The organism is Falsiroseomonas algicola (assembly GCF_011040385.1).
GTDB classification, from domain to species: Bacteria; Pseudomonadota; Alphaproteobacteria; order Acetobacterales; family Acetobacteraceae; genus Falsiroseomonas; species Falsiroseomonas algicola.
Genome location: NZ_JAAIKB010000009.1, coordinates 66,333 through 79,474, shown reverse-complemented (window position 1 = coordinate 79,474; position 13,142 = coordinate 66,333). Strand labels below are relative to the sequence as shown.

The 13,142-nt window shown below is 71.0% G+C and carries 13 protein-coding genes; 3 read left to right on the top strand and 10 right to left on the bottom strand.

Going from position 1 to position 13,142, the window contains the following annotated elements; all coding sequences use genetic code 11:
* Positions 1-21: 21 nt before the first annotated feature.
* Together G3576_RS20625 and G3576_RS20620 are read left to right on the top strand one after the other, a co-directional pair.
* Complete coding sequence (locus tag G3576_RS20625) at positions 22-1,224, top strand: divergent polysaccharide deacetylase family protein (protein ID WP_164696329.1); 1,203 nt, start codon at positions 22-24, stop codon at positions 1,222-1,224.
* 32 nt (positions 1,225-1,256) lie between these two features.
* Positions 1,257-1,742, top strand: coding sequence for an RNA pyrophosphohydrolase (locus G3576_RS20620; protein WP_164696328.1), 486 nt, complete (start codon positions 1,257-1,259; stop codon positions 1,740-1,742).
* Between the two features lie 75 nt (positions 1,743-1,817).
* Here G3576_RS20620 and G3576_RS20615 read toward each other — a convergent pair whose 3' ends face one another.
* The 9 genes from G3576_RS20615 to atpH form a co-directional block, all read right to left on the bottom strand.
* The gene (locus G3576_RS20615; protein ID WP_164696327.1) at positions 1,818-2,810 is read right to left on the bottom strand and encodes a Bug family tripartite tricarboxylate transporter substrate binding protein; all 993 of its coding nucleotides are present in this window, start codon (positions 2,808-2,810) and stop codon (positions 1,818-1,820) included.
* Between the two features lie 52 nt (positions 2,811-2,862).
* A complete protein-coding gene (locus G3576_RS20610; RefSeq protein ID WP_164696458.1) occupies positions 2,863-3,960 on the bottom strand; it encodes an endo-1,4-beta-xylanase in 1,098 nt (365 codons plus the stop codon).
* A 66-nt stretch (positions 3,961-4,026) separates the two neighbouring features.
* Positions 4,027-5,166 carry an endo-1,4-beta-xylanase gene (locus G3576_RS20605; RefSeq protein ID WP_235952271.1) on the bottom strand — a complete coding sequence of 380 codons (1,140 nt, stop codon included), beginning with the start codon at positions 5,164-5,166 and terminating at the stop codon, positions 4,027-4,029.
* 2 nt (positions 5,167-5,168) lie between these two features.
* Positions 5,169-6,032: a ferritin-like domain-containing protein gene (locus G3576_RS20600; RefSeq protein ID WP_164696326.1), complete on the bottom strand. Its 864-nt coding sequence runs from the start codon at positions 6,030-6,032 to the stop codon at positions 5,169-5,171.
* 138 nt (positions 6,033-6,170) lie between these two features.
* Positions 6,171-6,581: an ATP synthase F1 subunit epsilon gene (atpC, locus tag G3576_RS20595; RefSeq protein ID WP_164696325.1), complete on the bottom strand. Its 411-nt coding sequence runs from the start codon at positions 6,579-6,581 to the stop codon at positions 6,171-6,173.
* Between the two features lie 90 nt (positions 6,582-6,671).
* Positions 6,672-8,099, bottom strand: a complete 1,428-nt coding sequence (gene atpD / locus G3576_RS20590) for a F0F1 ATP synthase subunit beta (protein WP_164696324.1) — start codon at positions 8,097-8,099, stop codon at positions 6,672-6,674.
* A 13-nt stretch (positions 8,100-8,112) separates the two neighbouring features.
* Positions 8,113-8,997, bottom strand: a complete 885-nt coding sequence (locus G3576_RS20585) for a F0F1 ATP synthase subunit gamma (RefSeq protein ID WP_164696323.1) — start codon at positions 8,995-8,997, stop codon at positions 8,113-8,115.
* 26 nt (positions 8,998-9,023) lie between these two features.
* Positions 9,024-10,562, bottom strand: a complete 1,539-nt coding sequence (gene atpA, locus G3576_RS20580) for a F0F1 ATP synthase subunit alpha (RefSeq protein ID WP_164696322.1) — start codon at positions 10,560-10,562, stop codon at positions 9,024-9,026.
* A 1-nt stretch (position 10,563) separates the two neighbouring features.
* Positions 10,564-11,169, bottom strand: a complete 606-nt coding sequence (atpH, locus tag G3576_RS20575; protein ID WP_207622943.1) for an ATP synthase F1 subunit delta — start codon at positions 11,167-11,169, stop codon at positions 10,564-10,566.
* Between the two features lie 182 nt (positions 11,170-11,351).
* Here atpH and G3576_RS20570 point away from each other — a divergent pair, with 182 nt between their 5' ends.
* Positions 11,352-12,578 carry an MFS transporter gene (locus G3576_RS20570; RefSeq protein ID WP_164696321.1) on the top strand — a complete coding sequence of 409 codons (1,227 nt, stop codon included), beginning with the start codon at positions 11,352-11,354 and terminating at the stop codon, positions 12,576-12,578.
* A 9-nt stretch (positions 12,579-12,587) separates the two neighbouring features.
* On the opposite strand, the gene G3576_RS20565 is transcribed toward G3576_RS20570, so the two are convergent.
* The gene (locus G3576_RS20565) at positions 12,588-12,986 is read right to left on the bottom strand and encodes a (R)-mandelonitrile lyase (RefSeq protein ID WP_164696320.1); all 399 of its coding nucleotides are present in this window, start codon (positions 12,984-12,986) and stop codon (positions 12,588-12,590) included.
* Positions 12,987-13,142: the final 156 nt, after the last annotated feature.

Here is a 13,142-nt window from a genome sequence, read left to right as displayed (position 1 = left end):
CCGACCGATGCCTGGCGGCCGATGAGGGTGACAAGCCGCCAGGCGCTGGCCGCATTCTGGGCCGGCCTCGTCGTCACCCTCGGCGCCGGGGCCATCACGCTGCAATGGCTTGGCCCGCCGGCCGCCCCGGTGGCGGCCGAACAGGCGGCGCCGGCATCCCCCGACGCGCCGGCTGATCCACCACCGGCCCCGACGACGCCTGCCGCCGCCACGACCCCGGCCATGGCCAGCCCCGCCGTGGCGGAGGCACCCGCCGCGCGGCCGGCCGCGACACCGGTCGCCGCCCCCGCCCCCACGCCCGTCACCGCACCGGAACCGCCGCCGCTCGCCGCCGCCGCGCCACGCCGCGCCGCGGCCGACCCCGTCATCCCCCCGCCCGACCCGCTGCTGCAGGAACCTTCCCGCCACGGCGCGCCGATTCCGAAGCTGGGGCCGGAGGGCCGCACCGCCATCCGCACCTACGCCCGGCCCTTCGACCGGGAGGATCGCCGCCCGCGGATCGGCCTGATCGTCGGCAACATGGGCGCCTTCGCCCAGCATTCGGAAGAAGCCATCCGCCGCCTGCCCGGCGCCGTCACCCTGGCCTTCAGCCCCTACGCCACCCGCCCCGAACCCCTGCTGGAACGCGCCCGCGCGCGCGGGATGGAGGTGCTGACGGCCCTGCCCCTGGAACCCGCGGGCTATGGCCGGGATGCCGACCCCGGCGACCGCGCGCTGCTGACCACGCTGCCGATCGGGGAGAATATCGAGCGCCTGGAATGGGCCCTGTCCCGCACCCCCGCGCAGGTCGGCGCCATCGGCGCGCTGTCCCGCATGCGGGGCGAACGCTTCGCCCAGAATGCGGAGCTGCTGGGCCAGATGCAGCAGGTGCTGACCGCGCGCGGCCTGCTCTACATCGACCCTCGTCCGGGCGCCCCGCAGCCCGCCCGCGCCATCGGCCGCGTCGTGGACGTGCTGCTCGACGAACCCTCCGAGACCCGCGGCGAGATCGAGCGACGCCTGGCGGAGCTCGAAGCCCTCGCCCGGGCCAGCACGCCGACCTCCGCCCTCGGCCTGGTCGGCAACCCCACCCCCGCCGCCGTCGCCGCGATCCTGTCCTGGGCATCGGGGCTGGAGGAGCGCGGCGCCGTCCTCGCCCCCGTCACCACCATGCTCCGCCGGCCCTCCGAACAGGCCGCGCAGCAGGCGCCGCCCGCCACGCCGGTTGCCGCGCCCGCTCGGTGACGATCCGCGAGGCCGGCGCTACAAAAGGGGGCATGAAGCTCCTCCCCTACCGCCCGAATGTCGGCGCCGTGCTGTTCAACCCGGCGGGCCTCGTCCTCGTCGCGCGCCGCGCCGACATGCCCAATGCCGAGGGCCGCGCCGGTGGCTGGCAGCTGCCGCAGGGCGGGGTGGATGAGGGCGAGGACCTTCGCGTCGCCGTCCTGCGCGAATTGGCGGAGGAGATCGGCACCGGCCAGGCCGAGATCATCGCCGAACACCCGGAGTGGCTGACCTACGACTTCCCGCCCGAATTGCAGCGAATGCGCATGGCACAGAAGTATCGCGGCCAGCGCCAGCGCTGGTTCGCGCTGCGCTTCACCGGGCAGGACAGCGACATCCGCCTGGACGCCGACCCCCACCCCGAATTCGACGCCTGGCGCTGGGCACGGATCGAGGAACTCCCCGAGCTCGCCGTCAACTTCAAGCGCGCGATCTATGAGGAGCTGGTGCGGGAATTCGGGCGCTTCGCCGCGCGGTAGCCCGCGGCGCAAAGCCCTCTCCCCCCCACCGGGGGAGAGGGTTGGGTGAGGGGGGCCAAGCCCCGATGGATAACGCTACTCCGCCGTCGCCCCGCTGATCTCCACCAGCTGCTTCCAGCGATTCTCCTCCTCCCGCCAGAAGGCCAGGAAGGCGGCCGGGCTTTCATCCACCACCGTCTGGAAGCCGAGCGGCGCCAGGCGCTCCCCGAAATCGGGCGCGCGCACCACCTGCACGATGGAGGCATGCACCTTCTCCAGCACCGGCGCGGGCAGCCCGGCCGGGGAGGTGACGGCATACCAGGCCTGGGCATCGATCCCCTGGCCCGGCAGCACCTCATCCATGCCCGGCACATTCTCCAGCCCCGGCACGAAGGTCACGCGACGGGCGGAGCCGACCGCGATGGCGCGCACCCGGCCTTCCCGCACATGCGGCATCAGCGCGGGCATGACGTCGAACATCATGTCGATGTTGCCCGCCACCAGGTCCTGGATGGCCGGCCCGCCGCCGCGATAGGGGACATGGGTGATGTCCACATTCGCCGCCCGCTTCACCCGCTCGATGAACAGGTGGCTGGTGGTGCCGGTGCCCGACGACCCCATGGAGACGCGCCCCGGATTGGCGCGGGCGAAGGCGATCAGCTCCGCGAAGCTCCGCCAGGGCCGCTGCGCGTTCACCGCCATCAGGATGGTGCCGGTGGAGACGCGGGTGACCGGGCCCAGGTCCCTCAGCGGGTCGATCGGCATGCGGTTGCCGTAGAGGAACTTGTTGGCGGCCAGGGTATTGGCCGCCGCCAGCATCAGCGTGTGGCCATCCGGCGGCGACTGCGCGACATGCTGGCTGCCGATGTTGCCGCCGGCGCCGGCGCGGTTCTCCACCACGAAGGGCTGACCGAGCAGCGCCTGCAGGCGCTCCGCCAGCATGCGCGCGGTGATGTCGAGCGCGCCGCCGGCGGCGATCGGCACCACGATGCGCGTCGGACGGTTCGGCCAATTGGCCTGGGCCTGCCCAAGGGCGGGGGTCGCCAGCAGGACGAGGGGCGTCATCAGGGTGGCGCGGCGGCTCAGCATCGTCGTGGGTCTCCCGTTGTTGCGCGCACCATGCCGCGCCGCGGTCGTTTCGTCATCGTCCTTCGAAGGCCCGTGCCAGCGCATGCCAGAACGGCTTGCGCCGGTACTGCGCATCCAGGGGCAGCGCCCGCACCACCGCCCCATCCGCACGCCGCGCCGGCGCCCAGGCATTCAGCCAGGAATGCGGGTCCGCCAGGCCCCAGGTCAGCACCATCCGGCACCCCTCGGCCAGCGCGGTGGAGACGACGGCATGCGCCCGCGCCGCCACCGCCTCGTCCCGCGCCGGGATGTCGGCGTCGCGCAGGGGCTGGCCCGCGGGCTCGATCACGTCCAGTTCAGTCAGCAGCACCTCCAGGCCCATGCCCCGGACCTCGCGCAGGAAGGCCGCGAAGGGGGCGGGGCTGAAGGGCTGGTCGAGCGGCATATGGGCCTGGATGCCCAGCGCCTGCACCGGCACGCCACGCTCCCGCATCCCGCGCAGCAGCCGCAGCATCCGGGCGCGCTTCTCCGCCGCGCGGGGCCAATCGGCCTCCAGACCGTAATCGTTGATCACCAGCCGTGCCTCGGGATCGGCGGCGCGGGCGGTCTGGAAGGCCAGGTCGATCCAGCCCGGGCCGATAGCCCGCCACCAGGCGCCATCGCGCAGGTCCTGGTCCGGCAGCAGGTCCGGGTCGGCGATGGCCTCGTTCACCACGTCCCAGTCCCGGATGCGGCCCCGCGTCATCCCCAGCACGCCGAGGATATGCGCCTCCAGCAGCGCGGCCGCGCGGGCGGCGGGCGCCCCATCCAGCGCGGCCCAGACCCAGCGCGGCATGGCGGTGTGCCATCCCAGCGTGTGCCCCCGCACCGCCTGGCCGTGGCGGTCGGCGAAAGCGAGGATCGGCTCCATCTCCCGCAGCGTGAACTGGCCCTGGCGGGGCTGCAGGCTGTCCCACTTCCCCTCGCCCTCCGGGACCAGGATCGCGGCCTCCCGCGCCAGCGCGGCGTCATAGGCGGGATCGCGGCCCAGCCAGCGCGTGCTGGCGGCGGCGCCATAGGTGATGCCGCGGCGTGCGGCGATGGCCCGCAGCCCCTCCTCCAGCGGCTGGCCGAAGGCAGGCGGCACCAGCGCGGGCAGCGCGAGGCCGGCGATGAGCCGGCGTCGTCCCATGATCGTCACGGCTTTGCTCTCCCGGTTCGAGAGGGAAGGCCATGGCGATGGGGGAGTTCCCGGACGTTACCCCGCCGGCTGCCCCAGATAGGCCCGGGCCAGCGCCCGCCACATCTGCTTGCGGTTCAGCTCCCAGTCATAGGGCAGGCCGCGATGCACATCGCCGGCCGCCAGCGCCACCGCCTGTTCGCGGTGCAGCCAGGACCAGCGGTCGCTGATGCCCCAGGTCAGCAGCGTGCGCGCCCCACCCTCGAAGGCGGCAGAGGCGAAGGCATGGACCCGCTGCGCCACGGCGAAATCCCGCGCCGGGAAGTCGCCGACCGGCGGCCGCAATTCCCGCACATCCAGCTCCGTGATCAGCACCTGCAGGTCGAGCGCGCGGATCTGCCGCACGAAGTCCCGGAACTGGTCGGGCCGGAAGGGATTCCTCAATTGCAGATGCGCCTGGATGCCGACGGCGTCGATCGGCACGTTGCGGGCGCGCAGCCCGCGCAGCAGCCGCAGCAGGCGCTGGCGCTTCTCCTCGGAGGAGGGCGTGTCGTCCTCCACCCCGTAGTCGTTCAGCGTGATGCGCAGCAGCGGGTCGCGATCCCGCGCCGCGCGCAGGGCGATGGCGATGTAGTCGGGGCCGAGCGCCCGCAGCCAGGGCGTGTCCCGCAGATCCGTGGTGTTGCCCGCGGGTTCCGGGACGTCGGAGCCGGGCGGGTTGGCGATCGGCTCGTTCACCACGTCCCAGTCGCGGATGCGGGGGCGGGTATGGGCGAGCACGCGGTCGAAATGCGCCTCCATCACCCCGCGCGCCCGGCGGGGGCTTTCCCCGATCGCGGCGACGGCCCAGGGCGGCAGATCCTGGTGCCAGACCAGCGCATGGCCGCGCACGGTCTTGCGGAAATGCCCCGCCCAGGCCAGCAGCGCATCCAGCGGCCCGGTCTCGAACCGCCCTTCCTCCGGCTGCAGCGCGGCGAATTTCCCTTCGTATTCCGGCACCAGCACGCTGGCTTCCTGCGCGACCAGCGCCGCGAATTCCGGCTCCTCCGCGATCAGCTTGGCGGTGACGGCGCAGCCATAGGTCATGCCCCGCCCGGTCGCGATCTCCCCCAGCGGCCGGTCCGGCGCGCTGGACGGCGAGAAGGGCTGGCCGAGCGCCGCCTGCGCCAGGAAGGGGCTGAGCAGCAGGGGCGCCGCCGCGCGCCGCGTCAGGTCCAAGGTCAGGCCGCCATCGCGGGGGAGCGCGCGTCATTCGCCGCGGCCGCCTTCGCCATCTCCTGCCGGAAGCGGTCGCGCCGCCATTCCAGCAGCTTCCAGGCGGCCCGCGCGGCGATGGCCGAGAGGCGCCCGCGTGGCTCCAGCCCGATCGACTTGAAGACCATGCCCATGCCCCGCTCGATATGGCGGAAGCGATAATAGCCCATCGCCCGGCTCATATAGCCCGCGATGCAGCGGTCATGGCTGTAGGGTGTGTCCTCGCTCTCATTGCCGCAATGGAAGGCGAAGGCGAGTTCGTCATCCTCGCTCTCCCCGATCCGCCCCGCCGCGACCTTAAGGCGCTGGAGGAAGGACAGGTTCTCCCGCGCCAGGTATCGCTTCATGTGGTCGTAGAAGAGCTTGAAGTGCCGGTATTCATCCGCCGCGATCAGGCGGCAGATTTCCTTCAGCACCGGCTCCTCGGTCGCCTCGCCGAGCGCGGTGTAGTAGCTGCTGGTCCCCGTCTCCACCATGCAGCGCGCAATCAGCTCCCCGGTGCGGGAGCCGCGGATGGAGGCATCGGCCTTGAGGTCGATCTGGTAGCCCGCGCGGTAGCGGGCGAAGGCGGCTTCGAAATCCCAGCCCGGATCGGCGAGCATGCCCCAGCGGCCCAGCGTATCGCCGTGCTGCGTCTCCTCCACGCCCCAATGCTCGGCGGCGGCCTGGAAGGCGGGGTCCTCGGCGAAGACGCGGGTGAGGTAGGTGACGTAGTCCGCCGCGTTGCGCTCCACCATCGCGGCCGCCTTGATCAGCGGCACCACGCCGGGATCGAGCTTCGTGCGGTCGAAGCGGTCCCAGGCCACCTGATCGATATGCCAGTGCTTCATCGACGGATCGCCACCCCTGTTGCGCGCCCCCTGCGGCCCCGGATGTTCGGCGCCGGGGCCGCGGATTCAAGCGTCCTTGAAACACGAAGGGCCGCGCCGCTCATCGCGGCGCGGCCCTGTCGGTGCATCAGGCCAGGCTCAGGCCGCTTCGGCGACCGTGACGGCCACGCGCGCGGCCAGCAGCTTCGCCATCACGGCGTCGCGCTTCTCCGGCGTGTCGTTGGCGGCGGCGGCGTAGGCGGCCTCGGCCTCCCGCACCCGGGCCTCGGCGGCGGCCTTGGAGAGCTGGCCGACCGGCGTCGCCTCATCCGCCAGGACCGTGCAGCGATCCGGCGTGACTTCGGCGAAGCCGCCCGCGACGAAGAGGCGTTCGGTGATCTGCCCGCCCTCAGTCACCGCGATCACGCCGCCGCGCAGCGTCACGATCATCGGCGCATGGCCCGGCAGCACGCCCATCTCGCCCTCGGCGGCGGGCAGCACGGCCATCTCCACCGCCCGGCTGAGCAGCAGCTTCTCCGGGGAGACGAGTTCGAGCTGGAAGGTGGCCATCGGGTGATCCCGTTCTCAGTCATGAAGCCCGCCCGGACGGGGCGGGCATGGCGCCCGGCCTCGGCAGATGCCGAAGCCGGGCAGTCAGCCTCAGGCCGCGGCCTTGAGGGTTTCCGCCTTCTTCACCGCTTCCTCGATGGTCCCGACCATGTAGAAGGCGGCCTCGGGCAGGTGGTCGTAGTCGCCGCGGCAGATCGCGGCGAAGCTGCGGACCGTGTCCTCCAGCTTCACGAACACGCCCGGCGTGCCGGTGAAGACCTCGGCCACGTGGAAGGGCTGGGAGAGGAAGCGCTGGATCTTGCGCGCGCGCGCCACGATCAGCTTGTCCTCTTCCGACAGCTCGTCCATGCCCAGGATGGCGATGATGTCCTGCAGCGACTTGTAGGTCTGCAGGATCTTCTGCACTTCGCGGGCGGTGTTGTAGTGCTCCTCGCCCACGATCCGCGGGTCCATCGCGCGGCTGGTGGAGTCGAGCGGGTCCACCGCCGGGAAGATCGCCATCTCGGCGATGGAGCGGCTGAGCACCGTCGTCGCGTCAAGGTGCGCGAAGGACGTCGCCGGCGCCGGGTCGGTCAGGTCGTCCGCCGGCACGTAGATCGCCTGCACGGAGGTGATCGACCCCTTCTTCGTGGAGGTGATGCGTTCCTGCAGCGCGCCCATGTCGGTGGCCAGCGTCGGCTGGTAGCCCACGGCGGAGGGGATGCGGCCCAGCAGCGCCGACACCTCGGCGCCCGCCTGCGTGAAGCGGAAGATGTTGTCGATGAAGAACAGCACGTCCTGGCCCTGCTCGTCGCGGAAGTATTCCGCGACCGAGAGGCCGGACAGCGCCACGCGGGCGCGCGCACCCGGCGGCTCGTTCATCTGGCCGTACACCAGGGCCACCTTGGACCCCTCGGTGTTGCCCTCGTTCAGCTTGATGACGCCGGCATCGACCATCTCGTGGTAGAGGTCGTTGCCCTCACGCGTCCGCTCACCCACGCCGGCGAAGACGGACACGCCGCCATGCGCCTTCGCGATGTTGTTGATGAGCTCCTGGATGGTGACCGTCTTGCCCACGCCGGCGCCGCCGAACAGGCCGATCTTGCCGCCCTTCAGGTAGGGGGCCAGCAGGTCCACCACCTTGATGCCCGTCACCAGGATCTCGGCGCTGGTCGCCTGGTCCTCGAAGGCCGGGGCCTCGCGGTGGATGGTGTAGGTCTTCTGCGCGTTGACCGGGCCACGCTCGTCGATCGGCTCGCCGATCACGTTCATGATGCGGCCGAGCGTCTCGTTGCCGACGGGGACGGAGATGCCCGCGCCCGTGTCCACCACCTCGGCGCCACGGACGAGGCCGTCCGTCGTGTCCATGGCGATGGTGCGCACGGTGCGCTCGCCCAGGTGCTGCGCCACCTCGAGGACCAGCGTGCGGTCGTCGATCTTGACGTGCAGGGAGTTCAGGATGGCCGGGAGCTCGGCGGGGAACTGGACGTCCACCACGGCGCCGAGAACCTGCGAGACCTTGCCGACGTTGTTCTTCATGGCTGTGTGCTCCTCAGACCGCCTCGGCACCGGAGATGATCTCGATCAGCTCGCTGGTGATGTTGGCCTGTCGCGTGCGGTTGTAGTTGAGCGTGAGCTTGTTGATCATCTCGCCCGCGTTGCGGGTCGCGTTGTCCATCGCCGTCATCTGGCTGCCGAAGAAGCCCGCCTGGTTCTCCAGGATCGCGCGGTACATCTGGATCGCCAGGTTCTGCGGCAGCAGCGTCGCGAGGATCTCCTCCTCGCTCGGCTCGTATTCATACAGCGCCTGCGGGCCGGTGGACGCCGCGGCATTGCCCTCCGGCAGCGTCGCCGGGATCATCTGCTGCGCGGACGGCACCTGGCTGATCACGCTGCGGAAGCGGTTGTAGATCAGCGTGCAGACGTCGAACTCGCCGGCCTCCAGCATCTCCGTCACGCGGGTCGCGATCGCCTGGGCGTCGCTGAAATCCACGCGCTTCTTGCCCTGGAAGCTGATCTCGCCAACGATCCGGCTGCCGTATTCGCGCTTCAGGAACGTCGCGCCCTTCCGGCCGACGGACAGCACCTTCACCGTCTTGCCCGCGGCTTCCAGCTCCCGGATCTTCGTCCGGGCGAAGCGGCTGACATTGGTGTTGAAGGCGCCGGCCAGGCCGCGGTCACCCGTGACCACGACCAGCAAGTGAACCTTGTCCGCCCCGGTGCCGACCAGCAGCTTCGGCGCATCCGGGCTGCCCGCCACGGAAGCGCCGAGGGAGGCCAGCATGCGCTCCATGCGCTCGGCATAGGGGCGCGCGGCCTCGGCCGCCATCTGGGCGCGGCGGAGCTTGGCCGCCGCGACCATCTTCATCGCCTGGGTGATCTTCCGCGTGCTCTTCACCGAGGTGATCCGAGCACGCAGCGCCTTGAGGCTGGCCATCCGCCGCTATCCCTTTTCGCCCAGCCTCAGCTGAAGGACTTGGCGAAGCCGTCGAGGAAGGCGATCAGCTTGCCCTCGACATCCTTCTTGATCTCGCGGTCGTTGCGGATCGAGGCGACGACGTCCGGATGACGCGCCTTGATCTCGGACAGCATCTGCCGCTCGAACTCGCCGACCTTGGAGACGGGCAGCGCATCGAGGTAGCCGCGCGTGCCGGCGAACAGGCTGATCACCTGCTCCTCCACCGGGACCGGCTTGTACTGCGGCTGCTTCAGCAGTTCCGTCAGGCGCGCGCCGCGGGCCAGCAGGGCCTGCGTCGTGCTGTCGAGGTCGGAGGCGAACTGCGCGAAGGCCGCCATCTCTCGGTACTGCGCCAGCTCCAGCTTGATCTTGCCGGCCACCTGCTTCATCGCCTTGATCTGCGCGGCGGAGCCGACGCGGGAGACGCTGAGGCCGACGTTCACGGCGGGGCGGATGCCCTTGAAGAACAGTTCCGTCTCCAGGAAGATCTGCCCGTCCGTGATCGAGATCACGTTGGTCGGGATATAGGCTGAGACGTCGCCGGCCTGCGTCTCGATCACCGGCAGGGCGGTCAGCGACCCCTTGCCGAAATCGTCGTTCATCTTGGCCGCGCGCTCCAGCAGGCGGCTATGCAGGTAGAACACGTCGCCCGGATAGGCCTCGCGGCCCGGCGGACGGCGCAGCAGCAGCGACATCTGGCGGTAGGCGACGGCCTGCTTGGACAGGTCGTCGTAGAAGATGACGGCATGCATGCCGTTGTCGCGGAAGAATTCGCCCAGCGTGCAGCCCGTGTAGGGCGCCAGGAACTGCATCGGCGCCGGATCGGACGCCGTGGCGGCGACGATGATCGAATACTCGAGCGCGCCGTTCTCCTCCAGCGTCTTCACCAGCTGCGCGACGGTGGAGCGCTTCTGGCCGACGGCGACGTAGATGCAGTAGAGCTTCTTGTGCTCGTCATCGCCCGCGGCGGCATTGGCCGCCTTCTGGTTGATGATGGTGTCCAGGATCACGGCAGTCTTGCCGGTCTGGCGGTCACCGATGATCAGCTCGCGCTGGCCGCGGCCGATCGGGATCAGGGCGTCGATCGCCTTGATGCCCGTCTGCATCGGCTCATGCACGGACTTGCGCGGGATGATGCCCGGCGCCTTCACCTCGACGCGCATGCGCTTGTCGGCGACGATCGGGCCCTTGCCGTCGATCGGGTTGCCCAGCGCGTCCACGACGCGGCCGAGGAAGCCCTTGCCGACGCCGACGTCCACGATCTCCCCGGTACGGGAGACGGTGTCGCCTTCCTTCACGCCCTTGTCGTCGCCGAAGATCACGACGCCGACATTGTCGGTCTCGAGGTTCAGCGCCATGCCCTTGAGGCCGGCGCCCGGGAACTCGACGAGCTCGCCGGCCATCACGTTCTGCAGGCCGAACACGCGCGCGATGCCGTCACCGACCGTGAGCACGGTGCCCACCTCGGCGACATTGGCTTCCGCATCGAACCCGGAGATCTGAGCCTTCAGGATCTCCGAGATCTCGGCAGGACGGATCTCCATATCAGGCGGCCCCCTTCATGGCGTACTGCAGGCGCTGCAGCTTGGACTTCAGTGAGTTGTCGTAGAGGCGAGAGCCGATGCGGATGACGAGGCCACCGAGCAGGGTGGCATCGACGCTCTCGCGCAGCTGCACGCCGGAATAGCCGGCTTCCGTCAGCCGCGCGGTGATCTGCGCGCGCTGCGTGTCCGACAGCGGATGGGCGGTCGCGACCTCGGCGATCTGCTGCCCGCGGCGCGCCGCAAGCTGCGCGCCGAAGGCGGCCGCGACTTCCGGCAGCTTGGACAGCCGCCGGTTGATGATCAGCACGCCGACGAGGTTGCGCACTTCCGTGCCCACCCCGGCGCGTTCCAGCACCGCGAAGGCGGCGCGCTTCTGCTCCGCCGCATCGTAGCGCGGATCGGCCACGAAGGACCGGAAGCCGGCATCCTCGCGCCACAGCGCGAAGAGCGTCTCCAGATCCTTGGCGATGCGGTCGGCCGCACCAGGCTCGGCCTGGCGAAGATCGTCCACGATGCCGAGCAGCGCGAGCGCATAGCGCTCCGACAGCCCGGTAGGGTTCGGGGCCTTGGTGGAGGCCGAGTCTGCGTTGATCGCTGCGGAGGCCAAGGTGGTCCCGGTCCTGTCTCTGGGCAGAGCTTCTGCGGATCGCGCATCAAGGGGAGTAAGCGTTTGCTAACCCCCGTCCCGCGGCGGGCGCGCCTTAGCATGCGTATTGCGGTGCGGCAACACATCCCGTTCACAGAAGATGGCGGTTCACAGCCGGCACGACCCCGTCCAGCATGCCGCAAATGCCCGCCAGTACTCCCTTTCCGCCCCAACCCTTCCATGGCTGGAGGGTCGTGGCCGCGGCCTTCATCCTGGCGATTTTCGCCTGGGGCATCGGCTTCTACGGCGTCGGGATCTTCATCGCGACGCTGTCGCAAAGCCGGGGCTGGCCCATCGGCGGGCTTTCCGCCGCGGTAACCTTTCACTTCCTGGTCTCGGCCGCCCTGGTCGCCCTGCTGCCGGACTGGCACCGCCGCTTCGGCATCGCCGCCACCACCCGCGCCGGCGCGGCCGCCTTCGCCCTCGGCCTGGCGGGCTGGGGATGGGCGCCGCATCCCTGGCTGCTGGCGCCGGCCGCGGCGCTGACCGGCATGGGCTGGGCGCTCTGCAGTGGCGCCGCCATCAATGCCATGCTGATCCCCTGGTTCGACCGCCGCCGCCCGGCCGCGCTGGCTATGGCCTATAACGGCGCCAGCGTCGGCGGCATCGCCATGGCGCCCTTCTGGGCCTGGCTGATCGCCGGCTGGGGATTCGGCACCGCGACCCTGGTGGTGGGCGCCCTGCTGCTTGCCGTGGTCTGGCCACTGGCCGGGCTGGTGCTGGGCCGCCGCCCCGCCGAATTCGGCCAGCACCCGGATGGGGAAGCCACCGCCCGCCCCGCCCCTGCAAAGCCCCCGGCCCCGGCGCGGGACCGCGCCGCGCTGCTGCGGGATCCCCGCTTCATCGGCCTCTCCGCCGCCTTCGCCATCGGCCTCTTCGCCCAGATGGGGCTGGTGACGCACCTCGTCTCCCTGCTCGCCCCGGTGCTGGGCGTGCAGGGGGCGGGCCTCGCCGTCTCGCTCGTGACCGTCTTCGCCCTGCTGGGCCGCACCGTCACGGGCTGGCTGCTGCCCGCCGGCGAGAAGCGCCGCCTGGCCGCCGCCGCCACCTTCGCCACCCAGGTCGCGGGCTCGCTTGCGCTGATGCTGGCGGGCGGCGAGCCCTGGCTGCTGCTGCTGGGCTGCGCCCTCTTCGGCATCGGCGTCGGCAACCTGCTCTCGCTGCCGCCCCTCATCGTCCAGGCGGAATTCGCCCCGGCGGAGGTCGGGCGCGTGGTCGCGCTGATGCAGGCGATCAACCAGGCGCTCTACGCGCTCGCCCCGCTGGGCTTCGGGCTGATGCGGGACGCGGCCTCCACCACGGCCGCCATCAGCCTCGCACTGATCCTGCAGGCGGCGGCGGGGGTCATGGTCCTGCGGAGACCGGGCTGACCGCGGGGTTCAGGGCCCTCGGTAATCGGCGTCGGAGACGTGTTCCAGCCAGGTCACCGGGGAACCGTCGCGCTTCTCCTGCACGGCGATGTGGCTCATCGCCGTGGTCGCGGTGGCGCCATGCCAGTGCTTCTCCCCCGGCGGGAACCAGACCACGTCACCCGGGCGGATCACCTCCACCTTGCCACCCTCCCGCTGCGCCCAGCCGCACCCCGACGTCACGATGACGGTCTGGCCGTAGGGATGGGTGTGCCAGGCCGTGCGAGCGCCAGGCTCGAAGGTCACCAGCGCACCCGCCGCCCGGGCAGGCTCCGGCGGGCTGAACAAGGGGTCGATGCGGACCGTGCCGGTGAAATACTCGGCCGGCCCCGTGGTCGAGGGCACCGAACCCGCGCGCGTGATGTCCATGGCCCTGCTCCCTCGGTTCAGGCCCGTCAGATGGCGCCGCCACCACGCCACCGCCAGCCGGGATGGTCGGCATGCACGCCCGGCCAGGCTTCACGACGCGCGATTATCCTGGCGCCTCGCCCGCGTTCCGGCTATGTTCGCGGCACCACCAGCCCA

Coding starts and splice junctions, on each gene's coding strand:
- G3576_RS20620 (WP_164696328.1), top strand. CDS start 1,257: ATGAAGCTCCTCCCCTACCGCCCGAATGTCGGCGCCGTGCTGTTCAAC.
- G3576_RS20610 (WP_164696458.1), bottom strand. CDS start 3,960: ATGGGACGACGCCGGCTCATCGCCGGCCTCGCGCTGCCCGCGCTGGTG.
- atpA (WP_164696322.1), bottom strand. CDS start 10,562: ATGGAGATCCGTCCTGCCGAGATCTCGGAGATCCTGAAGGCTCAGATC.
- G3576_RS20565 (WP_164696320.1), bottom strand. CDS start 12,986: ATGGACATCACGCGCGCGGGTTCGGTGCCCTCGACCACGGGGCCGGCC.
- G3576_RS20585 (WP_164696323.1), bottom strand. CDS start 8,997: ATGGCCAGCCTCAAGGCGCTGCGTGCTCGGATCACCTCGGTGAAGAGC.
- G3576_RS20625 (WP_164696329.1), top strand. CDS start 22: ATGAGGGTGACAAGCCGCCAGGCGCTGGCCGCATTCTGGGCCGGCCTC.
- atpC (WP_164696325.1), bottom strand. CDS start 6,581: ATGGCCACCTTCCAGCTCGAACTCGTCTCCCCGGAGAAGCTGCTGCTC.
- G3576_RS20600 (WP_164696326.1), bottom strand. CDS start 6,032: ATGAAGCACTGGCATATCGATCAGGTGGCCTGGGACCGCTTCGACCGC.
- G3576_RS20570 (WP_164696321.1), top strand. CDS start 11,352: ATGCCCGCCAGTACTCCCTTTCCGCCCCAACCCTTCCATGGCTGGAGG.
- G3576_RS20615 (WP_164696327.1), bottom strand. CDS start 2,810: ATGCTGAGCCGCCGCGCCACCCTGATGACGCCCCTCGTCCTGCTGGCG.
- atpD (WP_164696324.1), bottom strand. CDS start 8,099: ATGAAGAACAACGTCGGCAAGGTCTCGCAGGTTCTCGGCGCCGTGGTG.